Below are 21,935 nucleotides of genomic sequence, written 5' to 3'. Positions count from 1 at the left end.
GATTACTTAGCTTTCGAACGGTAGGCTTCGATCAGCTCGATAAAGTGATCGAACAGCGGCGCGGCGTCGTGCGGGCCCGGGCTCGCTTCCGGATGTCCCTGGAAGCTGAACGCCGGTTTATCGGTGCGGTGAATGCCCTGCACCGTTTTGTCGAACAGCGAAATGTGCGTTACGCGCAGGTTCGCCGGCAGGCTGGCGTCATCAACGGCAAAGCCGTGGTTTTGCGCGGTGATCATTACGCGGTTGTTGTCGAGATCCTGCACCGGGTGGTTGCCGCCGTGGTGGCCAAGCTTCATTTTCACGGTTTTCGCGCCGCTCGCCAGCGCCAGCAGCTGGTGGCCGAGGCAGATGCCGAATACCGGGATCTCGGTTTCGAGAAAGGCTTTAATCGCGCTGATGGCGTAATCGCACGGCTCCGGGTCGCCCGGTCCGTTAGAGAGGAAAATCCCGTCTGGATTGAGCTTCAGCACCTCTTCCGCAGGCGTCTGTGCCGGCACCACCGTCAGGCGGCAGCCGCGATCCACCAGCATGCGGAAGATATTGAATTTCACGCCATAATCGTAGGCGACAACGTGATACGGCAGCGCTTCCGCGCGCTTCGCCTGCGGCAGGCCCTCGTTCAGCGTCCAGGAACCCTGCTGCCAGCTATAGGTCTCCGCCGTTGTGACTTCTTTCGCCAGATCCATTCCTTTCAGCCCCGGGAACGCCTGGGCTTTCTGCAGCGCCAGCGCCGCATCCGGGTTGTCGCCTGCGATAATGCAGCCGTTTTGCGCGCCTTTTTCACGCAGCAGACGCGTCAGCTTGCGGGTATCGATATCAGCGATGCCCACGACGTTATTGCGCTGCAGGTAGGCTGACAGGCTCTCTTCGCTGCGGAAGTTGCTGACAATCAGCGGCAGGTCGCGGATAACCAGGCCCTGAGCGTGAATTTGGGTGGATTCTGCATCAGCGGCGTTAACGCCGACATTGCCGATATGGGGATAAGTGAGGGTGACGATCTGGCGGGAATAGGAGGGATCAGTGAGTATTTCTTGATAACCGGTCATTGACGTATTGAAAACGACCTCCCCCACTGCCGATCCCGTTGCCCCTATGGCCCGACCGTGGAATTGGGTTCCGTCTTCCAGAACCAAGAGCGCTGACTTAATCAAAACATCCTCCAGGGAATAAACAGTCACAATATTTGCATATTAATTCAAAATTTGGCCCTGAATCAAGGCAAAAACCGCCTGAGTGGTCGATTTTTGGCAAATTGCGCGCATTCTAATGATCGCCCTACGGCTTGTCTACCCTGAAGCGTGATTTTTTAGTGGTTTTCGCGTCACTGAGGGGTAAAACCAGGAATAAGTCGCAAAAAGGCGATCTTAGCGGCGGGAATAAACGGTTGCCTGAGGTAAATAAAATAAAAGCGAGGTGCGGATGCCTGTTTTTTTGACCAAATGGTCAAAAAAGTTCTTTTTTTAACCGCAGCGATAAAGAAAAGATGCTATTTTCTGCCCTTTAAACCGGTATGACAATGAAAGGCTTATTTTAGCAAAAAAAACATAGGGCGATAACGCTATCGCCCTGCTCAATCAATGCGTTACTGATTGAAATAACCACATCACGATGGTTCACAACATTTACAGCATCGATAAATCCAGCACGTCTCGCATATCATAAAGCCCGGATTTCGCCTCTTTTAGCCACAGTGCCGCCTTAACCGCGCCATTAGCGAAGGTCATGCGGCTGGAAGCCTTGTGGATTATCTCTACGCGCTCGCCGATATCGGCAAACATCGCGGTATGCTCGCCGACGATGTCGCCGGCGCGCAGCGTGGCAAAACCGATGGTCTGCGGCTTGCGCTCGCCGGTATAGCCTTCGCGCGCGTAGACGGCGCGATCCTTCAAATCCCAGTTCATGGCGTCAGCAATCGCTTCGCCCATCGCCAGCGCCGTGCCGGAAGGCGCATCGACTTTGTGACGATGATGCGCCTCAACGATTTCGATATCGGCATAGTCGCCCATCACCTTCGCTGCTTTCTCCAGCAGCTTCAGCACCAGATTGACCCCAACGCTGAAGTTGGCGGCGAATACGATGCCGATGTCGGCAGCGGCTGCCTGGATCGCCGCTTTGCCCGCGTCGTCGAAGCCGGTCGTGCCGATTACCATCGCCTTGTTGTACTCGCGGCACAGCGCCAGATAGTGCAGCGTGCCTTCAGGGCGGGTGAAATCCACCAGCACGTCGAAATCATCCATCACGCTGCGCAGATCGTCGGTGATGATAACGCCGTTTTTTCCCAGCCCGGCCAGCTCACCGGCGTCGCTGCCGATTAGCGAGGAGCCTGGACGCACCAGCGCGGCGCCCAGCTCGACGCCCTCCGCCTGCTGCGTCGCCTGAATCAGATTGCGCCCCATACGGCCTGACGCGCCCACGATGGCAATGCGGTAATTACTCATATTTATTCATTCCTGATACAAAACTATGCATGCAAAGCGCAATCAGGTTAACGGTCAGTTAACAGACGCGCCACTACTAATCGGGGATAATTAGAATTTCAGGGTAGCGCTTACCGATTATCAGTAAAAGCAATTCCGCTGACTGGAACGCATTCCTTAGCCCATAAAAAAGGCCGACTCTCGTCGGCCTTTCAGCAAGCAGATAGCGCAGAGTTACTGCACGTTGCGCACCTCGACGCGCAGCTCTTTCGGCACTTCAAACACGATGTTCTCTTCGCGTCCAATCAGCTCAATGGCCGCTTCGCCGCCCAGCTCGCGCAGGCGCTGGATCACCTGCTGCACCAGAATATCGGGCGCCGATGCGCCAGCGGTTACGCCGATGCACTTGATGCCTTTCACCCACTCTTCCTGGATGTCGTCCGCAGAGTCGATCAGCTTCGCCAGCTTGCCGGCGCGCTGCGCCAGCTCTGCCAGGCGATTGGAGTTTGAGGAGTTCTTCGAGCCAACCACCAGCACCACTTCCGCATCGCGCGCCAGCACGCGCACCGCTTCCTGCCGGTTGGTGGTGGCGTAGCAGATATCATCTTTGCGCGGGCCGATAATCGCCGGGAAGCGTGCGCGCAGCGCATCGATCACGTCTGAGGTGTCATCAACCGACAGCGTGGTCTGCGTCATAAAGCAGAGATTGCTCTCATCCTTTACCTGCAGCTTAAACACATCTTCCGGCGACTCCACCAGATACATGCCGCCGTTGGGGTTGCTGTACTGCCCCATGGTGCCTTCCACTTCTGGATGACCCGCATGGCCAATCAGGATCGCCTCCACCCCTTTACGGCTGGCGCGGGCCACTTCCATATGGACTTTGGTCACCAGCGGACAGGTGGCGTCGAACAGCATGGTCAGGCTGCGCGCCTTCGCCTCGGCGCGCACCGCCTGCGATACGCCGTGCGCCGAGAAAATCAGAATGGCGTTATCCGGCACTTCCGCAATCTCTTCGATAAAGATCGCGCCGCGTTCGCGCAGGCTGTTTACCACGTAGCGGTTATGCACCACCTCATGCCGCACATAGATAGGCGCGCCGTACATTTCCAGCGCACGCTCAACAATGCTGATGGCGCGATCGACGCCGGCGCAGAAGCCGCGCGGGTTAGCCAGCAGGATTTGCATCGTTTGCCTCCAGCGCCGGATCGATTTCCAGCACGTCGATATCGAAGTGAACCTGATGACCGGCCAGCGGATGGTTAAAGTCCACGGTAATAGAATCCCCGGAGATATCGCGGATCACGCCGGGCATCTCGCTGCCGCCCATGCCGGTAAAGAGCATAATGGCACCGATTTCCGGCTCGCCCGCATTAACAAAGTCGCGGCGCGAGAAGTACTGGATCAGGTCCGGGCTGACGGCACCGAACGCCGCTTCCGGCTCCAGCGTAAAGGCGTGCTTGTCGCCTGCCTTCAGCCCCAGCAGCTCCTGCTCCAGCGCGGCGGAAAGGCTGCCGTCGCCCAGGCGGAACAGCGCCGGTTTGCCGGACGCTGCCGTCGACTCTGCGACGGAGCCATCCTCGAGCTTCAGCGTGAAATGCAGCAGCACCGCGCTGTCGCGCTCTACAGAGACTGTCATGTCTTACCCTTGTTTTGCCTGTTTGCCAGCGGGGCTGAGAAAGCCCTCCAGCACCACTAACGCGGCACCGATACAGATGCCGCAGTCAGCGATATTAAAGGTGGCGAAGTGCCAGTCACCGATATAGAAGTCGATAAAGTCGACGACAAATCCGTGCCAGGCACGATCGAACAGGTTGCCCGCCGCGCCGCCGACAATCAGCGCGTAGGCGATATTAACGATTTTCTGGCTGGCGCGGCTGCGGTACATCATCACCAGCAGAGCCACCACGATAGCGATGGCGATGCCGGCGAAGAACCAGCGCTGCCAGCCGCCTTTATCCGCCAGGAAGCTGAACGCCGCGCCATAGTTGTGCGCGTAGAACAGGTTGAGGAACGGCATCAGCGGCTGCGTTTCATGCAGCATCATGTTGTTCATCACCCACTGTTTGCTGGCGAAATCGACCAGGATCACCGCCAGCACCAGCCATACCCAGCGTAAGCCGGTTGAGAGAATAGGTTTACGCATCAGGCAAATTTACGCTCTTCGCCGTTGCCGGCCAGGTTGGTATAACAGCGTCCGCACACGGCAAGATGCTCCGGGTTCTGGCCGACGTCGGTAGTGTAGTGCCAGCAGCGCGGACATTTCTCGCCTTCCGCTTTATGCAGCGCGATTTTCAGACCTTTTACCAGCTCGCTCTGCTGCGCCTCTTCGCTTGCCAGCGCGTAGTCTGCCACCGTTGCGCCCGAGGTAAGCAGCACAAAGCGCAGCTCATCGCCCAGCGCCTGCAGCTTCGCCGCCAGCTCCGCATCGGCGTAGAGCGTTACCGTGGCTTCCAGCGCGCCGCCGATACGCTTGTCGCTGCGCGCCTGCTCGATAGCTTTGTTGACTTCGCCACGCACCTTCAGCAGCTCCGCCCAGAAGGCATCGTTCAGTGCCTCATCCGCCGACAGGCCGAACAGGCCGTCATACCACTCTTCGGTAAAGACATACTGCGCGCGTTTGCCCGGCAGATAGCCCCAGATTTCATCAGCGGTAAAGGACATGATCGGCGCCATCCAGCGCACCAGCGCCTCGGCGATATGCCACAGCGCGCTCTGGCAGCTGCGGCGCGCCAGGCTGTCGCCCTTCGCGGTGTACTGGCGATCCTTGATGATATCCAGATAGAAGGAGCCCATTTCCACCGAGCAGAACTGCATCAGACGCTGAATCACTTCGTGGAAATCGTAGTTTTCATACGATTTGATGATATCCGCCTGCGCCGCCTGCGCGCGGCCGACCGCCCAGCGATCCACCACCACCATCTCTTCCGGCGCCACCATATCGCTTTCAGGGTTGAAGCCGTTAAGGTTAGCCAGCAGGAAGCGCGCGGTGTTGCGGATACGACGATAGGCGTCGGCAGAGCGTTTCAGGATCTCGTCGGAGACCGCCATTTCGCCCGAATAGTCGGTCGAGGCGACCCACAGACGCAGAATATCCGCGCCCAGCTTGTTCATAACGTCCTGCGGCGAAACGGTGTTGCCGATCGACTTGGACATCTTGCGGCCCTGACCATCCACGGTAAAGCCGTGGGTCAGCACCTGGCGATAAGGCGCTTTGCCCTTCATCGCGGTAGAGATCATCAGCGAGGACATAAACCAGCCGCGATGCTGATCGGAGCCTTCCAGATACATATCAGCAGCGTGGCCGCCGAACTCCGGACGGGCATCAACGACCGCATAGCTGGTAGAGCCGGAGTCGAACCAGACGTCCAGCGTATCGGGTACTTTGACGTAGTTGTCAGCGTCGTCGCCCATCAGATCGCGCGGATCGAGATCCCACCACGCCTGAATGCCGTCCTGCTCCACGCGCTGCGCCACTTTTTCCATCAGCGCCAGCGTGTCGGGATGCAGCTGCTCGGTCTCTTTATGCACGAACAGCGCCATCGGCACGCCCCAGGTGCGCTGACGAGAGATACACCAGTCTGGACGGTTGGCAACCATCGACTCGATGCGCGCCTGACCCCAGTCCGGGATCCACTGCACGCCTTTGATCTCTTTCAGCGACTGCGCGCGCAGCCCTTTCTGATCCATGCTGATAAACCACTGCGGCGTAGCGCGGAAGATGATCGGCGTTTTATGACGCCAGCAGTGCGGATAGCTGTGCAGCAGTTTTTCCACATGCAGCAGGGCGCCCTTCTCTTTCAGCAGCTCAACGATAACGTCGTTGGCTTTAAAGACGTTCAGGCCGTCGAGGGTCGGATAGGTACTCGGCAGATAGGTGCCGTCCGGGCCGACCGGGTTAGCCACTTCGATGCCATACTTCTGGCCGATGACATAGTCATCCGGACCGTGGCCCGGCGCGGTGTGCACGGCACCGGTACCGGCCTCGAGGGTAACGTGTTCGCCCAGCACCACCGGCGACTGAATATTGACCAGGAAAGGATGCTGGAAGGTCAGACGCTCCAGCGCCGCGCCTTTGCATTCGCCCAGTACGGTCCACTGCTCGACGCCAGCGCGCTTCAGCACGCTCTCCACCAGCTCTTTCGCGAGGATCAGGGCGCGACCGTCAATCTGCACCAGCTGATAGTCAAATTCCGGATGCAGTGAAATAGCGCGGTTTGCCGGCATGGTCCATGGCGTCGTCGTCCAGATCACCAGCGAAATCGGGCCGTTGACCGGCGCGTCGCCGAACTTCGCGCGCACCGCGTCGCTCTCTACCGCGTTAAACATCACGTCGATAGAGGGCGAGGTTTTGTCATAATATTCGACTTCCGCTTCCGCCAGCGCGGAACGGCAGTCCAGACACCAGTGCACCGGCTTCGCGCCCTTGTGCAGATGGCCGTTGTCGATGATCTTGCCCAGCGCGCGGATGATGTTAGCTTCGGTCTGGAAGTTCATCGTCAGGTAGGGACGTTCCCAGTCGCCCAGCACGCCGAGACGGATAAAGTCCGTCTTCTGGCCTTCAACCTGCTCCGCGGCATATTTGCGGCACGCTTCGCGGAATTCCGCCGGTGTCACCTTCTCGCCCGGCTTGCCGATCATCTGCTCGACCTTATGCTCGATGGGCAGACCGTGGCAGTCCCAGCCCGGCACGTAAGGCGAGTCGAAGCCCGCCATGCCTTTCGACTTAACGATAATGTCTTTCAGAATCTTGTTAACTGAGTGACCAATATGAATGCTGCCGTTGGCATAGGGAGGGCCGTCATGCAGGATAAAGGTTTTTTTCCCTTTTTTGGCTTCGCGGATGATGCCGTACAGGTTGTCATCATACCAGCGTTGCAGCATTCCCGGCTCGCGTTTGGCAAGATCGCCGCGCATCGGGAACCCCGTTTCGGGCAAATTCAGGGTAGATTTATAGTCACTCATCAGATTCTCGTTTCCGTATTTTGCGGGGTTAAAGCCCAAAGAAGCGCCGGGCGGTTACCACATCTTTCGCAATTTGTTCTTTCAACGCCTCCAGTGAGGCAAAGCGCTGCTCGTTACGTATCTTATGCTTCAGCACCACATCAATGTGCTTTCCATACAGATTGATATTGATGTCAAGCAGGTGAACTTCAAGCTGCTGGCGCAATCCTTTTACCGTCGGCCGCGTGCCGATATTGGCGACGCCGGGAACGGGCGCGCCCAGGCCGAGCACCTCCACCGCATAAACGCCTTTCACCGGCGAGACGATGCGGCGTAAAGGAAGGTTCGCGGTGGGAAAACCGATGGTGCGTCCCAGTGCATCGCCGTGCACGACGCGGCCAGAGATACTGAAAGGATGGCCCAGCAGCGTTTGCGCCAGCGCTAAGTCGTCATCGGCCAGCGCCTGACGCACGGCAGTGCTGCTGATTCGCTTGCCGCCGTCGCAGAAGGTTTCGGTGCTGACGACGTCAAAGCCGTACTCGGCACCCGCCTTCTGTAATAACAGGAAATCGCCCTGACGACCAGCGCCAAAGCGGAAATCATCCCCCACCGCCAGGTATCTGACGCCCAGCTTATCCACCAGCAGATCGGTGATAAAGCACTGCGCCGACAGCGCGGCAAAGCGGCGGTCAAATCGCACGCACAGCACCTGATCCACGCCCGCCTCCGCCAGATACTTCAGCTTCTCCCGCAGGCGCGTCAGACGCGCTGGCGCTTTATCTCCGGCAAACAGCTCAAGCGGCTGCGGCTCGAACAGCATGACCATCACCGGAAGCTGGCGTTTTCGTCCCTCTTCGCACAGGCGCGCCATCAGCGCCTGATGGCCGCGATGGACGCCGTCGAAGTTACCAATGGTCAGGACGCAGCCGCGATGCTGCTCGTTTAGATTATGAATACCGCGGATAAACTTCATGGCTGACTCAAACCGGTGGAAATCGGCGGATTATACCCTTGAAACCGGCTAAGGTTAACCCGTAGCCACACCTTTCCTGCGCAGAACGCGCCATTTATCGGGGCCTGACGCGCGCCGCCCGCTTATCAGAGAATTTTGTTGCGAAAGGCTGTATTCAAAGAGGGGAAGCTGGTAGAATCTTGCGCCATCAATTACGTAACCGGGCGTGGTTTGTAAAACGACGCTTATTTGCACAAATCCATTGACAAAAGAAGGCTCAAAAGGCATAGTCCTCGGCCTTTGATTTGTCCATATAGAACACATTTGGGAGTTGGACCTTGGCTAATATCAAATCAGCTAAGAAACGCGCCGTAACATCTGAAAAACGTCGCAAGCATAACGCGAGCCGTCGTTCTATGATGCGTACTTTCGTTAAGAAAGTATACGCGGCGATCGCAGCTGGCGACAAAGCTGCTGCGCAGAACGCATTTAACGAAATGCAACCGATCGTGGACCGTCAGGCTGCTAAAGGTCTGATCCACAAAAACAAAGCTGCACGTCATAAAGCAAACCTGACTGCTCAGATCAACAAAATGGCGTAAGCCTTTGTTTATCGCTTTGTAAAAAGAACCGGCGCTTAGCCGGTTTTTTTTCGCCTCCGTTAAGCGCCTGCCCCAGGCAAGCGCCTGACGCAGACGCCTGCCAGAAGTAAAGGTTCAGCGCGCCAGACGTCGCCCCAGAATCACGTAGCCCGCCACCGCAGACAAAATCGACCCCAGCAAAATACCCAGCTTCGCCAGGGTAATCAGCTGCGGATTGCTCTCGCCGTAGGCCAGCGAGGCGATAAAAATCGACATGGTAAAGCCAATGCCGCACAGCACCCCGACCGCGGCGATATCCGCCAGGCGAGTATTTTGCGGCAGCGTCGCCAGCCTGAACTTTACCGCCAGCCAGCAGAAGAGCGTAATGCCCACAGGCTTGCCAATCAGCAGCCCCGCCACTATCCCCAGCGGCAGCAGCGAAAAGATATCCCCTGCGTGAATGCCCTCCAGCGACACGCCCGCGTTGGCGAAGGCGAACAGCGGCAGGATCAGCCAGCGCACCCAGGGATGCAGCGCATGCTCCAGATGAATAGCCGGTGAGTGTCCCTCCTGCTTTTTCAGCGGGATCAGGAAGCCCACCACCACGCCCGCCAGCGTCGCGTGTACACCCGACTTCAGCACGGCGGTCCACAGCACCATGCCGACCAGCAGATAGAGCCCGGTGTTGCGCACGTTCAGCAGGTTCATCGCCGCCAGCACCACAATGGCCAGCGCGGCGACGCCCAGCGCCGTCATTGACAGGTCGCTGGTATAGAAGAGCGCGATAATCACGATCGCGCCCAGGTCGTCGATAATTGCCAGCGCCATCAGGAAGATTTTTAGCGCTGGCGGTACGCGGCTGCCCAGCAGCGCGAGGATGCCCAGCGCAAAGGCGATATCGGTAGCGGTAGGAATCGCCCAGCCGCTGCGCGTAGCCGCATCCGCGCCGTTAAACGCCAGAAACAGCAGCCCCGGCATCAGCATGCCGCCCAGCGCAGCTATCAGCGGGAAAATCGCCTGCTCGCGCTTTGCCAGCGCGCCCATCACCATCTCGCGCTTGACCTCTAAGCCCACCAGCAGAAAGAAGAGCGCCATCAACGCGTCGTTGATCCACAGCAGCAGGTTCTTGCTGATATCGAGCGAACCGAAGCGGAACTCGACCGGCACGGCCAGCAGGTTTTGATAGGCCTGCTGCGTTTCGCCGTTATTCGCCAGAAACATCGCCAGCGCAGCCGCCAGGATCAGCACCACGCCGCTGGTGGCATCATTGTTAAGCCATTTTTTTAGCCTGATATTCACGCGTTATCCTTCCCAGAAAACAAAAAAGCGTACAGGCGAACAATGATAACAGGTTGTGAAAAGGGATGAGCCAGCGAGCGGCGTTAATCGTCCGAGGAGGGGCAAAAAAAAGCCAGCGGCAGAGCGCTGGCTTGATTTTATGAGCAGGCAGTTCAGCGAGTCAGATCGTCGAAGAACTTCTTCACGCCGTCGAAAAAGCTTTTCGAACGCGGGCTGTTGTTCTCGCCGGTAGGACCGCCGAAACTCTCTTCCAGATCGCGCAGCAGCTTTTTCTGCTTCTCGTTCAGATTGACCGGGGTCTCCACCACCACGCGGCACAGCAGATCGCCGACCGCGCCGCCGCGCACCGATTTCACGCCTTTGCCGCGCATGCGGAACAGCTTGCCGGTCTGGGTTTCCGCCGGGACTTTCAGCTTCACGCGTCCATCCAGCGTCGGCACTTCGATCTCGCCGCCCAGCGCCGCCATAGCAAAGTTGATCGGCACTTCGCAGTAGAGATTGTTATCTTCGCGCTCGAAGATCGGGTGTTTCTTCACCGAGACCTGAACGTAGAGATCGCCAGCCGGCGCGCCCTGCTCGCCAGCTTCGCCTTCGCCGCTAAGACGAATGCGGTCGCCGGTATCGACGCCTGCGGGGATTTTCACCGACAGGGTTTTCGACTTCTCGACGCGTCCATGGCCATGACAGGCGTTGCACGGATCTTTAATCACCGAGCCGCGACCGTGACAGGTCGGACAGGCTTGCTGCACGGTAAAGAAGCCCTGACGCATCTGCACCTGGCCTGCGCCATGGCAGGTCGGACAGGTTTGCGGCTGAGAGCCCGCTTTGGCGCCGCTGCCGTGGCAGACGTCGCACTCCTGCAGCGTCGGGATGCGGATCTCTTTGGTCACGCCGCGCACCGCTTCTTCCAGCGTCAGCTCCATGTTGTAGCGTAAATCGGCGCCGCGCGCTGCGCGTTGACGACGACCGCCGCCAAAGATATCGCCGAAGACGTCGCCAAAGATATCGCTGAAGTCCGCGCCGCCGCCGCCAAAGCCGCCGCCAAATCCACCGCCGCCCATGCCGCCCTGTTCAAACGCCGCATGACCGTACTGATCGTAGGCCGCGCGCTTCTGCGCGTCGGTCAGGATTTCGTAGGCTTCCTTCGCCTCTTTGAATTTGGCTTCCGCTTCTTTGTCACCCGGATTGCGGTCGGGGTGATACTTCATCGCCAGGCGCTTATACGCCTTTTTAATTTCACGCTCGTCGGCGGATTTGGAGACGCCTAAAATCTCGTAGTAGTCACTCTTTGCCATTTTTAGCCCTTAACATGCTCGCACGGGCGTGGAGAGATCTCCTACGCCCGTGCTGGTTTCAACGGCTGTCAGGCCAACCGTCGCGCCCGGTCAGGGGCAATTATTTTTTGTTATCTTTCACTTCTTCGAATTCAGCGTCGACCACGTCGTCATCTTTCTTCGCAGAAGCGTCGGCTGTATCAGCGCCGCCAGCCTGTGCCTGCTGCTGAGCCGCTTCCATCAGCTTGCTGGAAACCTGCATCAGCGCCTGCATCTTAGCGTCGATCGCCTCTTTGTCTTCGCCTTTCAGCGCGGTTTCCAGTTCGCTCAGCGCGGACTCGATTGGCGCTTTGTCGTCGGCAGAGAGTTTATCGCCCGCTTCTTCCAGCTGTTTGCGGGTGCTGTGCGCAATCTGATCGCCCTGGTTGCGCGTCTGCACCAGCTCTTCGAACTTACGATCCGATTCAGCATTCGCTTCTGCATCGCGAACCATTTTTTCGATTTCGTCCTCGTTCAGGCCGGAAGAGGCTTTGATGGTGATCTTCTGCTCTTTACCGCTGTTCTTGTCTTTCGCTGAAACGTGCAGGATGCCGTCCGCATCGATATCGAAGGTAACTTCGATCTGCGGCATGCCGCGCGGTGCAGGCTGAATGCCGTCCAGGTTGAACTGACCCAGCGATTTGTTATCGCTTGAACGCTTACGCTCGCCCTGCAGCACGTGAATGGTCACGGCAGACTGGTTGTCTTCAGCCGTTGAGAAGACCTGGCTGTGCTTGGTCGGGATCGTGGTGTTCTTGCTGATCAGCGAGGTCATCACGCCGCCCATGGTTTCGATACCCAGCGACAGCGGGGTCACGTCCAGCAGCAGAACGTCTTTGACGTCGCCCGCCAGCACGCCGCCCTGTACCGCAGCACCTACGGCCACCGCTTCATCCGGGTTAACGTCTTTACGCGGCTCTTTGCCGAAGAACTCAGCCACTTTGGACTGCACCATCGGCATACGGGTCTGACCACCGACCAGGATCACGTCGTTGATGTCAGAAACAGAGAGTCCCGCATCCTGCAGCGCAACTTTCAGCGGCTCGATAGAGCGGCTAACCAGATCTTCTACCAGTGACTCGAGTTTCGCGCGGGTCACTTTGATGTTCAGGTGTTTCGGACCGGTCGCATCCGCCGTGATGTACGGCAGGTTAACGTCGGTCTGCTGTGCAGAAGAGAGCTCGATTTTCGCTTTTTCTGCTGCTTCTTTCAGACGCTGCATCGCCAGCGGATCGTTGTGCAGATCGATGCCCTGATCTTTCTTGAACTCCGCAACCAGATAGTTAATCAGGCGGCTGTCGAAGTCCTCACCACCCAGGTGGGTGTCACCGTTGGTTGCCAGAACTTCAAAGGTTTTTTCGCCGTCAACTTCGTCGATTTCGATAATAGAGATATCGAAGGTACCGCCGCCCAGGTCGTAAACCGCGATAGTGCGGTTGCCCTGACCTTTATCCAGGCCGTAAGCCAGCGCGGCTGCGGTCGGTTCGTTGATAATGCGTTTTACTTCCAGACCTGCGATACGGCCGGCGTCTTTGGTCGCCTGACGCTGCGCATCGTTAAAGTAGGCCGGAACGGTAATAACCGCTTCGGTCACCGGCTCGCCGAGATAGTCTTCAGCGGTCTTCTTCATTTTTTTCAGCACTTCCGCAGAGATCTGCGGCGGCGCCATTTTCTGGCCTTTCACTTCAAGCCAGGCGTCGCCGTTGTCGGAAGAGGTAATTTTGTACGGCATGATTTTGATATCACGCTGCACTTCTTCATCCTGGAAACGACGGCCGATCAGACGCTTGATAGCGAACAGCGTATTCTGCGGGTTGGTCACCGCCTGACGTTTAGCCGGTTGGCCCACCAGAGTTTCGCCATCCTGCGTATAAGCAATAATTGAAGGCGTGGTGCGATCGCCTTCGGCATTCTCCAGCACGCGCGCTTTACCGCCGTCCATGATCGCAACACAAGAGTTGGTTGTACCCAGGTCAATACCAATAATCTTACCCATCTAAACGTCTCCCACTTAAATTCTTTGTCAATTTGGGTTGTGAACCCTTAATGCGGGCGCTTTGTTGGCTTTCAACCGCCATTACTCGCTTTTTTTCCCGGGCTCACAACGCTCGATGACAACTAAATGGGGCCGCTTCGAAGCGCATCAAGGGTTAAAAGAAAATTTTTTTTCAGGGCCAGCTTTTCTGGACCCGTTACGCTTCGCCTCTCCGCCAGCGCAAAGAAAAAGGCCGCGCTTTGCGCGGCCTTTGAACTGCCTGTTGATTCAGTGCGGTGTGAAGCGGTCAGCCCAGCGAAGGAGCAGAAGAAAATATATTATCGTTATTATTTCCAGACTAAATTAGTTTTAATTTTTCCCTGATGTCGGCGAAGAGCTGCGATGCCATAGTCATCAAATAGCTGGCACCATCATAATATTAAGCGACTTATTTCACAGGGGTAATCTTATCTCTTGCGTCCAGCCGGACGTCATGGTAATAATGGGAATTCCAGGCATTTCACACCCATCTGCTCTTTTCATATTGTTATCGTATGGACATTATTATATGGAAATAAAGATCGGCCATATTCAGGATCGTCAGGCTGAAGAATATATTATTCAGCAGCTCTGGCAGCATAATAGCCGCTTCGCTGACGTCAATATGAAGCCGCTAAATGTTATATTGTATGACGATGAGCAACATATTCAGGGCGGGCTGCTGGCGCACACCTGGTTTGGCACGCTGGATATTCACTATTTATGGATAGATGAGTCGCATCGCAAGCACGGCACCGGACGCGAGCTGATGCAAAAGGCGGAAGAAGAGGCGCGCCGCCGCGGCTGCCATATGGCGGTGGTGGACACCTTAAGCTTTCAGGCGCGCGGCTTCTACGAGAAGCTCGGCTACCGCGTCTACGGCGAACAGGAAGGCTATGCAGAGCGCTTTGCCCGTTATTATCTGGCAAAAAGATTATAATCCGCATCTCATCAGCGAGGCGCTATGGGCAGCCCATATCGCAGTATCGACGATTTTATTTCCGCCTTTGCGACTACCATGGACCTGTTACCTACGCCATGGGGTTTTAAGGATGCGGCGTCACAACATCTTTATATGAATAGCGCGGCACGGTTATATACCGCCACGCCGAAAAACTATTTGCTCGAGGGTAAAAAAGATAATGAGTTCCCAACGCCCTGGAGCGATTGCGCCGACGAGTTTTGCGAACACGATGAAAAAGCACAGGCGCTAAAAACGCGCGTCGCCGTGATAGAAACCCATTACTGGTATGGAAAAAACTATCTCACCCCTTTTATCAGCGAAAAATACCCGGTATTTGATAACCGTAATCTCTTCCTCGGCTGTATCTGGAATGCGCGTCCGGTAGAGAATATTAGCGCGCTGACCTTTATTCATCCGCAAAAGAGCTCGGTGCTGACCACCCGGCTTGAACACCCTCTTTTTACCCCTGCTGAACTGGATGTGATTTTTCTGCTGCTCAGGCGATTCAGCGCCAAAGAGATCGCCAGGATTTATAACCTCAGCGTGAAAACCATCGGCAACCGCATCGCCACCCTTTATCAAAAGGCTGACGTGCATTCGCTGCAACAGTTCGAGCAGTACTGCCGCGCTGAGTCGCTGGAGAACTACCTGCCAGAGAAGCTGCTCAGCAAAGGCGTCTCTTTTATTTAAACCGGCAAGGAAAACCTGTTGTGAGTAAATTTGATGACTACCCGTTAAGCCGTGTGCCTGCGGGCGAAAGGCTCTCGCTGCTTAGCGTCGCTATCGTGCATATGGGCATGCTGACCGCGCTGGATCAGTTTATGCTCGGTGCCGTACTGGGCAACAGTATGACCCTCGGCGAAGCCTTTACCGCCATTACCCTGGCGAGCCTGCTGTTTGGCTTTTTGACTTTCGCCCTCGGCTACGCCGGGATGCGCGAAGGGTTGTCGGGTAGCCTGCTGGCGCGCTGGTGCGGCTTCGGCCGCCACGGCTCGGTCCTGATCGGCCTGCTGGTCGCCGTCAGCCTGCTTGGCTGGTTTGGCATCCAGAATGCGGTCTTCGCCCGGTCGCTGAGCTACGCCCTGGGCGGCAAGCTGAGCTTCGCGCAGTCCGCCTCCCTGTCGGGCGCGGTGCTGACGCTGCTGGTCGCCTTTGGCTTTAAGGCGCTGCGCTTTACCGCGCGCGTGGCGGTTCCGCTGTTTATCGCGCTGGTTGGCTGGATCTTCTGGCACGCATTCCACGGCCAGGCGGGCAGCAACATTCCGCCGGCTGCGCCCACAGAGGCGATTACCGTCAGCGCGGCCATTACCATGGTGATTGGCGGCGCCATTCTTGCCAGCCTGATGACGCCGGACCTGACGCGTTTCTCACGCAGCGGCAAAGACGTTTTCGCCATCACCCTGCTGACTATTCTGGCGGGCGAGTACGGCGTGAACGGGCTGGCGATCCTGATTGCGAAAGAGCTGCATACCTCTGACATCATCGCCATTATTACCCAGACCACCAGTACCCTGGGGCTGTTCGCGGTGGTCTTCTCCACCCTGCGCATCAACGATCTCAACCTCTACTCTTCGGCGCTGGGCATCGCCAACGCCACGGAAGGGCTGACCGGCTTTAAACCGCGCTATAGCGTGATTACGCTGCTGCTGGGTTTTCTCGGCACGCTCTGCTCGGTGCTGGGCATTCTCGATCGCTTCGTGGATTTTCTTGAGCTGCTGGGCGTCATCTTCCCGCCGGTGCTGGGCGTAATGATTGTGGATTACTATCTGCTGAAGACCGACCGCCAGACGCTGGCGCAGAGCCGCGGCAGCAACGCGCTGCCGACGACCTCCAGGCTTATCGGCTGGCCCGCGCTGATCGCCAGCGTGGCGGGCAGCGCCACCGGACTGCTGGTTGAGCGCGGCGTGCCGGTTTTCAACTCGATTATTGTCGCCTGCCTCGTTTATCTGCTTACCGCGCCGCTGATGAAGCGCGCCGCGGCTACGCCGAAAGAAGCGGCCGTCGAGTAACCTTCCCTGACGCGCCTGGCTACAGGCGCGTATCGCTCGCCAGCGCGCCCTGCCGTTCAATACTGTAAAGCCACAGCCCGATAAGCAATCCGGCCAGCGCCAGCGCCAGCACGTACCAGGCGGGCGCCAGCGGCGTCAGGCGCAGGATTAACGTGACAAAAATCGGCGTCAGCCCGCCGAAGATAGCGTAGGCGACATTGTAGGAGAAAGAGATGCCGGTAAAGCGCACCGCCGCCGGAAAGGCGCGCACCATCAATGAGGGCACCACCCCTACCACGCCGACGCTCAGCCCCGCCAGACCGTAGTTAAAGAAGAGCCCCTCACCATCCGGCGTCTGGCTGGCGAAGAAGTGCCAGCTGCAAACCGCCAGCAGCAGCGAGCCTCCCATCAGTATTTTCGCCGCGCCAATCCAGTCCACCAGCCAGCCGGCGATAACGCAGCCTGCCAGCAGCATCACCGTTGCCAGACAGTTAGCCTGCAAACTCAGCGCGGCGCTAATCGCGTGCTGCTTTTGCATCAGCGCCGGCGCCATTAAAATCACCACCACAATACAGGCGGAGAGCAGCCAGGTAAGCAGCATCGAGAGCAGCACGCCGCCTTTGTGTTGGGTCAGCACTGTTTTTAGCGGCAGCGTATCGGCCAGCATTTTGCGCTGCTGCATCTGCTGAAAGACCGGCGTCTCATGCAGCCAGCGGCGCAGATACATCGCCAACAGCCCAAACAGCCCGCCAAGAAAGAAGGGAATGCGCCAGCCGATGCTGGCGACCGTCTGCGGCGACATGCTGCTGTTGATGGCGGTCGCGACCAGCGACCCCAGCAGGATCCCCGCCGTGAGTCCGGCGGTCAGGGTGCCGCAGGCAAAACCGATGCGCTTTTCCGGCACGTGTTCCGCCACAAACACCCAGGCGCCCGGCACTTCGCCGCCAATTGCCGCGCCCTGCAGCAGGCGCAGCAGCAGCATCAGCAGCGGCGCGATAATGCCTGCCGTTTCATAGGTGGGCAGCACGCCCATCGCCAGCGTCGGCAGCGCCATCAGCAGAATGCTCAGGCTGAACATTTTCTTGCGCCCCACCTTGTCGCCAAAGTGCGCCATAATCAGGCCGCCCAGCGGACGCGCCAGATAACCGGCGGCGAAAATGGCAAAAGTTTGCAGCTGACGCAGCCAGTCAGGAATGTCCGGCGGGAAGAAAAGCTCGCCGATAACCGCGGCGAAAAAGACAAAAATAATAAAGTCGTAGAACTCCAGCGCGCCGCCGAGGGCGGCCAGCGACAGCGTTTTGTAATCCTGACCTTTCAGGCGATGGGCAGCATGTGAATCCATAAGCGTAGAGGTTCCAGAGATAAAGGTGGTTTTGTAAATCTCTGCTTACTATACCGTTCATCTTTCACTACACCAGCATCGCCAGAGGCTATCCCTGAAATGACGAAATTTTAGTTATTTATCTGCTTTATCGCGCTTTTGGGGCGAAATGCTGCTACCACCTGGGGGTGCGTTTCTACATAAGGCCCTTCCAGCAGCTGTAAACAGTAAGGTACAGCGGCGAAAATACCCGGCACTTTTACCTTGCCGTCGGCCTCTTTCACCCCTTCCAGCGTCTCTTTAATCGACTTCGGCTGTCCCGGCAGGTTCAGCACCAGCGACTGTTTGCGGATCACGCCGACCTGGCGCGACAGAATGGCGGTAGGCACGAACTGCAGGCTGATCTGGCGCATCTGTTCGCCGAAGCCGGGCATCTCGCGGTCGGCCACCGCCAGCGTGGCGTCAGGCGTCACGTCGCGGCGCGCCGGCCCTGTGCCGCCGGTGGTCAGCACCAGATGGCAAAAGCGTTCATCCACCAGCTCGCAGATCGCCTGTTCAATCAGCGGCTGCTCATCCGGCACCAGACGGGTTTCGGTGGTAAAAGGGGTCGCCAGCGCGCTGGTTAGCCAGGCCTCCAGCGCCGGAATGCCCTGATCCTGATAAATGCCGTTCGCCGCGCGATCGGAAACGGAGATCAGGCCAATGCGTAAAGTATCCATGATGTTGTTACCCGGGTTGACCGCAAAGCGGTAAGACAAGAGAGGAATAGCAGGAAGGATAATAGAAGTGAGGCAAAGAGAAAACCGCGGCGGCCAGGCCGCCACGGCAACAGATTACAGCAGGTCAGCGATCATTTTCTCAAGCTTGCCCTGGTCGACGGCGAAGTTGCGAATACCTTCCGCCAGTTTCGCCACCGCCATCGGATCCTGGTTGTGCTGCCACAGGAACTCAGATTCGGTCATCTTTGCCGGACGCGCTTTGACGTCGCCGCTGTAGCTCAGCTTACGCTCAACCGTGCCTTCGCTCTCCGCCAGCTCTTTCAGCAGCGCCGGAGAGATGGTCAGGCGATCGCAGCCCGCCAGCTCCAGGATCTCGCCGACGTTACGGAAGCTTGCGCCCATCACCACGGTTTCATAACCGTGCTGCTTGTAGTAATTGTAGATTTCGGAAACCGACACCACGCCCGGATCTTCATGCGGCGCGTACTCTTTCTTGTCGGTGTTGCTCTTGTACCAGTCGAGGATACGGCCCACGAACGGCGAAATCAGGAACACGCCCGCTTCCGCGCAGGCGCGCGCCTGGGCGAAGGAGAAGAGCAGCGTCAGGTTACAGTTGATGCCCTCTTTTTCCAGCTGCTCCGCCGCGCGGATGCCCTGCCAGGTGGAGGCCAGCTTGATCAGGATACGGTCGTTGCTGATGCCCGCGTCGTTGTAGAGCTTGATCAGGCTGCGCGCTTTAGCGATGCTGCCTTCGGTGTCGTAGGAGAGACGCGCATCAACTTCGGTCGAGATGCGACCGGGAATCAGCTTAAGAATTTCCAGACCAATGTTGACGGCCAGTTTGTCCGACACCAGCGAGATCAGCTCATCTTTGCTGCCGTTCTGCTCGCGCGCCCAGCTAATCGCTTCGTCAATCAGCTTGCGGTATTCAGGGATCTGCGCGGCGTTAAGAATCAGAGAGGGGTTGGTGGTGGCGTCCTGCGGCTGATAGAGCTTCATGGCTGCGATATCGCCGGTGTCGGCGACAACGGTGGTAAGTTGACGCAAGGAGGTCAGTTTGTCCGTCATGTCTGTTGTCTCTTATGTAATGTCAGGGTGAAAAAGGCTGTTGCGATAATATCATGCGGCAACCGAGGCGCAAGGTCGCCAGATGCCGTTTACGATAGCGCTAACGAATGGCTGCGATTTGCCTGTCGCTGCGGCTTTTTTGTTACACTCGGCAGCCTGACAAGTGACATTTTCCCTGTAGCGACAAAGGATAACCGAGGAAGCGACTATGTTAATGGTGATCTCACCCGCCAAAACGCTCGATTTTAGCAGCCCGCTGGCGACCCAGCGTTATACCCAGCCTGCGCTGTTAGAAAAATCACAACAGCTGATTGAGGTGGCGCGCGATCTCTCACCGGCGCAGATCGCTTCGCTTATGGGCATCAGCGACAAGCTGGCACACCTTAATGCCGAACGCTTCAACAGCTGGCAGCCCGACTTTACGCCGGACAATGCGCGCCAGGCGATTCTGGCCTTTAAAGGCGATGTCTATACCGGCCTGCAGGCGGAGAGCTTCAGCGAAGCGGATTTCGACTTCGCCCAGCAGCATCTGCGTATGCTCTCCGGCCTATACGGCGTGCTGCGTCCGCTCGACCTGATGCAGCCCTATCGGCTGGAGATGGGCATTAAGCTGGCCAGCCCGGCCGGCAAAGATCTCTACAGCTTCTGGGGCGATCTGCTGACGCAGCATCTTAACGCCGCGCTGCAGGAACAGGGCGACGACGTGCTAATAAATCTGGCATCGGACGAATATTTCCGGGCGATTAAGCCGAAGCAGCTGCAGGGCCGTCTGGTGAAGCCGGTGTTCCTCGACGAAAAGAACGGCGCGTTTAAGGTGATCAGCTTTTACGCTAAAAAAGCGCGCGGACTGATGAGCCGCTACGTTATTCAGCATCGCCTCACCGATCCCGAGGCGCTGAAGCAGTTTGACGTGGACGGCTACTTCTTTGATAAAGCGAGCAGCAGCGAGAACGAGCTGGTGTTTAAGCGTTACGAGCAGAAATAAGCGCAGGCGGACGCCGCTTGATGCCTTCAGGGGGATAACAACGGCGCGCCTGACCACAGGCGCGCCGCTGGTGATGACGATTACGCCTTCAGCAGAAACGCGCGCAGCGGCGCAAAATCAGCGCTCATCTGATGCGACAGCAGCGGCAGCCCGGCACGATCCGCCAGCGCCTGCGGCAGCGGCAGCGACTGCCCCAGAATCGCCTCGACGCTCTCTTTGAACTTCGCCGGGTGCGCCGTGCCAAGGAACAGGCCAAACTCTCCTTCCTGCAGCTGATCGCGCAGCAGACGATAGGCGATAGCCGCGTGCGGCTCGGAGATATAGCCGATTTCCGCCAGCTCGCGCATCGTCGCTTCGGTCGTTTCATCACTCACCGCGCCGTAGGCGAGATCGGTCAGGCGCCAGGTTTTGCGGCGGAACAGCTCCTCCACGCGCGGCCAGTTATTCGGCTGGCTGACATCCATGGCGTTCGACAGCGTGGCAACCGTGGCGTTCGGCGTCCAGCTGCCGCCCTGCAGGAAGCGCGGCACGGTGTCATTGGCGTTGGTAGCGGCGATAAAGCGCTTGATCGGCAGGCCAAGCGATTTCGCCAGCAGGCCGGCGGTGAGATCGCCGAAGTTGCCGCTCGGCACGGAAACCACCAGCTGGTTACGTTTTTCCTGCGGCAGCTGCGCCACCGCTTCGAAGTAGTAGCAGATCTGCGCCAGCAGGCGGCTGATATTGATGGAGTTGGCGGAGTTCAGGCCGATCGCCTTTTTCAGCTCCTCATCATCAAACGCCTGCTTCACCAGCGCCTGACAGGCGTCGAAGTCGCCGTCGATGGCGATGGTTTCGATATTGCCGCCCAGCGTGCAGAACAGCTTCTCCTGCAGCGGGCTGATTTTGCCCTGCGGGTAGAGAATCACTACGCGGACGTTTTCCATACCGTAAAAGGCGTGCGCCACGGCCGCGCCGGTGTCGCCGGAGGTGGCGGTCAGAATGGTGATCTGCTCGTCCGCGCCCGAAACACAGGAGAGCATCTGCGCCATAAAGCGGCCGCCGAAATCTTTAAACGCCAGCGTCGGGCCGTGGAACAGCTCCAGGCAGGCGATATCGTCGCTGACTTTTGCAACCGGCGCGGGAAACGCAAAGGCGGTTTTAACGCGTTCGGCCAGCTGATGCGGCGCGATTTCGTCGCCGATATAGGCGGAAAGAATTTTGCTGCTGCGGCTGACGAAATCCATCTCCAGCATCGCGTCGATCTCGGTCAGCTCAAATTCCGGCAGTTCAAGCGGGAAGAACAGCCCTTGCTGCGAGCCCAGGCCCTGTTTCACCGCCTGCGAAAAGCTCACCTGCTCGTTATGATCCTTAAGGTTATAGAGTTTCATGCG

Annotated in this window: 19 protein-coding genes; 5 read left to right on the top strand and 14 right to left on the bottom strand. The window is 57.8% G+C overall.

Translation table 11 applies throughout. The features are described 5' to 3' along the window. Window positions 1-2: 2 nt before the first annotated feature. From carA to ribF, 7 genes are all read right to left on the bottom strand, one after another. A complete protein-coding gene (gene carA / locus MHZ97_RS08640; RefSeq protein ID WP_239314339.1) occupies window positions 3-1,151 on the bottom strand; it encodes a glutamine-hydrolyzing carbamoyl-phosphate synthase small subunit in 1,149 nt (382 codons plus the stop codon). Window positions 1,152-1,622: 471 nt separating this feature from the next. Beyond that, on the bottom strand, window positions 1,623-2,438 hold the full coding sequence (gene dapB, locus MHZ97_RS08635; RefSeq protein WP_239314338.1) for a 4-hydroxy-tetrahydrodipicolinate reductase: 816 nt from the start codon (window positions 2,436-2,438) through the stop codon (window positions 1,623-1,625). Window positions 2,439-2,651: 213 nt separating this feature from the next. Then, complete coding sequence (gene ispH, locus MHZ97_RS08630) at window positions 2,652-3,605, bottom strand: 4-hydroxy-3-methylbut-2-enyl diphosphate reductase (RefSeq protein ID WP_103793906.1); 954 nt, start codon at window positions 3,603-3,605, stop codon at window positions 2,652-2,654. Continuing rightward, the gene (gene fkpB / locus MHZ97_RS08625; protein ID WP_103793905.1) at window positions 3,586-4,056 is read right to left on the bottom strand and encodes an FKBP-type peptidyl-prolyl cis-trans isomerase; all 471 of its coding nucleotides are present in this window, start codon (window positions 4,054-4,056) and stop codon (window positions 3,586-3,588) included. Before fkpB ends, ispH begins: the two co-directional genes overlap by 20 nt. A gap of 3 nt (window positions 4,057-4,059) precedes the next feature. Further along, a complete protein-coding gene (gene lspA, locus MHZ97_RS08620) occupies window positions 4,060-4,563 on the bottom strand; it encodes a signal peptidase II (RefSeq protein ID WP_239314337.1) in 504 nt (167 codons plus the stop codon). Then, window positions 4,563-7,382, bottom strand: coding sequence for an isoleucine--tRNA ligase (ileS, locus tag MHZ97_RS08615; protein WP_239314336.1), 2,820 nt, complete (start codon window positions 7,380-7,382; stop codon window positions 4,563-4,565). The genes lspA and ileS overlap by 1 nt, the downstream gene beginning before the upstream one ends. 28 nt (window positions 7,383-7,410) lie before the next feature. Then, on the bottom strand, window positions 7,411-8,334 hold the full coding sequence (gene ribF / locus MHZ97_RS08610) for a bifunctional riboflavin kinase/FAD synthetase (protein ID WP_103793903.1): 924 nt from the start codon (window positions 8,332-8,334) through the stop codon (window positions 7,411-7,413). A 317-nt stretch (window positions 8,335-8,651) separates the two neighbouring features. On the opposite strand from ribF, the gene rpsT reads away from it, so the two are divergent. Continuing rightward, on the top strand, window positions 8,652-8,915 hold the full coding sequence (gene rpsT / locus MHZ97_RS08605; protein WP_033749434.1) for a 30S ribosomal protein S20: 264 nt from the start codon (window positions 8,652-8,654) through the stop codon (window positions 8,913-8,915). 114 nt (window positions 8,916-9,029) lie between these two features. Here the strand turns inward: rpsT and nhaA are convergent, their stop codons facing one another. The 3 genes from nhaA to dnaK all read right to left on the bottom strand — a co-directional run bounded on the left by nhaA (window position 9,030) and on the right by dnaK (window position 13,502). Beyond that, window positions 9,030-10,193: a Na+/H+ antiporter NhaA gene (gene nhaA / locus MHZ97_RS08600; RefSeq protein ID WP_239314335.1), complete on the bottom strand. Its 1,164-nt coding sequence runs from the start codon at window positions 10,191-10,193 to the stop codon at window positions 9,030-9,032. Window positions 10,194-10,345: 152 nt separating this feature from the next. Further along, entirely contained in the window at window positions 10,346-11,488 is a 1,143-nt protein-coding gene (dnaJ, locus tag MHZ97_RS08595; protein WP_239314334.1) for a molecular chaperone DnaJ, read from the bottom strand. A gap of 100 nt (window positions 11,489-11,588) precedes the next feature. After that, window positions 11,589-13,502 carry a molecular chaperone DnaK gene (gene dnaK / locus MHZ97_RS08590; protein WP_239314333.1) on the bottom strand — a complete coding sequence of 638 codons (1,914 nt, stop codon included), beginning with the start codon at window positions 13,500-13,502 and terminating at the stop codon, window positions 11,589-11,591. A 547-nt stretch (window positions 13,503-14,049) separates the two neighbouring features. Between dnaK and MHZ97_RS08585 the strand changes: the two genes are divergently transcribed. From MHZ97_RS08585 to MHZ97_RS08575, 3 genes are read left to right on the top strand one after another with little or no spacing between them, the layout of a single operon-like run. Further along, complete coding sequence (locus MHZ97_RS08585) at window positions 14,050-14,460, top strand: N-acetyltransferase (RefSeq protein WP_103793899.1); 411 nt, start codon at window positions 14,050-14,052, stop codon at window positions 14,458-14,460. Window positions 14,461-14,484: 24 nt separating this feature from the next. Next, entirely contained in the window at window positions 14,485-15,174 is a 690-nt protein-coding gene (locus MHZ97_RS08580) for a LuxR C-terminal-related transcriptional regulator (protein WP_103793898.1), read from the top strand. 20 nt (window positions 15,175-15,194) lie between these two features. Beyond that, window positions 15,195-16,493 (top strand): cytosine permease, encoded by a 1,299-nt coding sequence (locus MHZ97_RS08575; protein ID WP_239314332.1) that lies wholly within the window; start codon window positions 15,195-15,197, stop codon window positions 16,491-16,493. Between the two features lie 19 nt (window positions 16,494-16,512). Here MHZ97_RS08575 and MHZ97_RS08570 read toward each other — a convergent pair whose 3' ends face one another. The 3 genes from MHZ97_RS08570 to tal all read right to left on the bottom strand — a co-directional run bounded on the left by MHZ97_RS08570 (window position 16,513) and on the right by tal (window position 19,580). Further along, window positions 16,513-17,814, bottom strand: coding sequence for an MFS transporter (locus tag MHZ97_RS08570; RefSeq protein WP_239314331.1), 1,302 nt, complete (start codon window positions 17,812-17,814; stop codon window positions 16,513-16,515). 110 nt (window positions 17,815-17,924) lie between these two features. Then, complete coding sequence (gene mog, locus MHZ97_RS08565) at window positions 17,925-18,512, bottom strand: molybdopterin adenylyltransferase (RefSeq protein WP_103794038.1); 588 nt, start codon at window positions 18,510-18,512, stop codon at window positions 17,925-17,927. A 114-nt stretch (window positions 18,513-18,626) separates the two neighbouring features. Further along, a complete protein-coding gene (gene tal / locus MHZ97_RS08560; RefSeq protein ID WP_103793895.1) occupies window positions 18,627-19,580 on the bottom strand; it encodes a transaldolase in 954 nt (317 codons plus the stop codon). 208 nt (window positions 19,581-19,788) lie between these two features. Between tal and yaaA the strand changes: the two genes are divergently transcribed. Continuing rightward, window positions 19,789-20,565, top strand: a complete 777-nt coding sequence (gene yaaA, locus MHZ97_RS08555) for a peroxide stress protein YaaA (RefSeq protein WP_103793894.1) — start codon at window positions 19,789-19,791, stop codon at window positions 20,563-20,565. Window positions 20,566-20,645: 80 nt separating this feature from the next. Here yaaA and thrC read toward each other — a convergent pair whose 3' ends face one another. After that, window positions 20,646-21,932: a threonine synthase gene (thrC, locus tag MHZ97_RS08550; RefSeq protein ID WP_239314330.1), complete on the bottom strand. Its 1,287-nt coding sequence runs from the start codon at window positions 21,930-21,932 to the stop codon at window positions 20,646-20,648. Window positions 21,933-21,935: the final 3 nt, after the last annotated feature.

Origin of the sequence: Pantoea sp. ACRSC (assembly GCF_022346785.1) — a bacterium.
GTDB lineage: Bacteria > Pseudomonadota > Gammaproteobacteria > Enterobacterales > Enterobacteriaceae > Pantoea > Pantoea alvi.
Note: the sequence above shows the minus strand (reverse complement) of the source record. Positions and strands in the feature narration are given on the sequence as shown.

Excerpts from the sequence above, each read along its gene's own strand:
- dapB (WP_239314338.1), bottom strand. The coding sequence starts at position 2,438 with ATGAGTAATTACCGCATTGCCATCGTGGGCGCGTCAGGCCGTATGGGG.
- ispH (WP_103793906.1), bottom strand. The coding sequence starts at position 3,605 with ATGCAAATCCTGCTGGCTAACCCGCGCGGCTTCTGCGCCGGCGTCGAT.
- fkpB (WP_103793905.1), bottom strand. The coding sequence starts at position 4,056 with ATGACAGTCTCTGTAGAGCGCGACAGCGCGGTGCTGCTGCATTTCACG.
- lspA (WP_239314337.1), bottom strand. The coding sequence starts at position 4,563 with ATGCGTAAACCTATTCTCTCAACCGGCTTACGCTGGGTATGGCTGGTG.
- ileS (WP_239314336.1), bottom strand. The coding sequence starts at position 7,382 with ATGAGTGACTATAAATCTACCCTGAATTTGCCCGAAACGGGGTTCCCG.
- ribF (WP_103793903.1), bottom strand. The coding sequence starts at position 8,334 with ATGAAGTTTATCCGCGGTATTCATAATCTAAACGAGCAGCATCGCGGC.
- dnaJ (WP_239314334.1), bottom strand. The coding sequence starts at position 11,488 with ATGGCAAAGAGTGACTACTACGAGATTTTAGGCGTCTCCAAATCCGCC.
- dnaK (WP_239314333.1), bottom strand. The coding sequence starts at position 13,502 with ATGGGTAAGATTATTGGTATTGACCTGGGTACAACCAACTCTTGTGTT.
- MHZ97_RS08585 (WP_103793899.1), top strand. The coding sequence starts at position 14,050 with ATGGAAATAAAGATCGGCCATATTCAGGATCGTCAGGCTGAAGAATAT.
- MHZ97_RS08580 (WP_103793898.1), top strand. The coding sequence starts at position 14,485 with ATGGGCAGCCCATATCGCAGTATCGACGATTTTATTTCCGCCTTTGCG.
- MHZ97_RS08570 (WP_239314331.1), bottom strand. The coding sequence starts at position 17,814 with ATGGATTCACATGCTGCCCATCGCCTGAAAGGTCAGGATTACAAAACG.
- mog (WP_103794038.1), bottom strand. The coding sequence starts at position 18,512 with ATGGATACTTTACGCATTGGCCTGATCTCCGTTTCCGATCGCGCGGCG.
- tal (WP_103793895.1), bottom strand. The coding sequence starts at position 19,580 with ATGACGGACAAACTGACCTCCTTGCGTCAACTTACCACCGTTGTCGCC.
- yaaA (WP_103793894.1), top strand. The coding sequence starts at position 19,789 with ATGTTAATGGTGATCTCACCCGCCAAAACGCTCGATTTTAGCAGCCCG.
- thrC (WP_239314330.1), bottom strand. The coding sequence starts at position 21,932 with ATGAAACTCTATAACCTTAAGGATCATAACGAGCAGGTGAGCTTTTCG.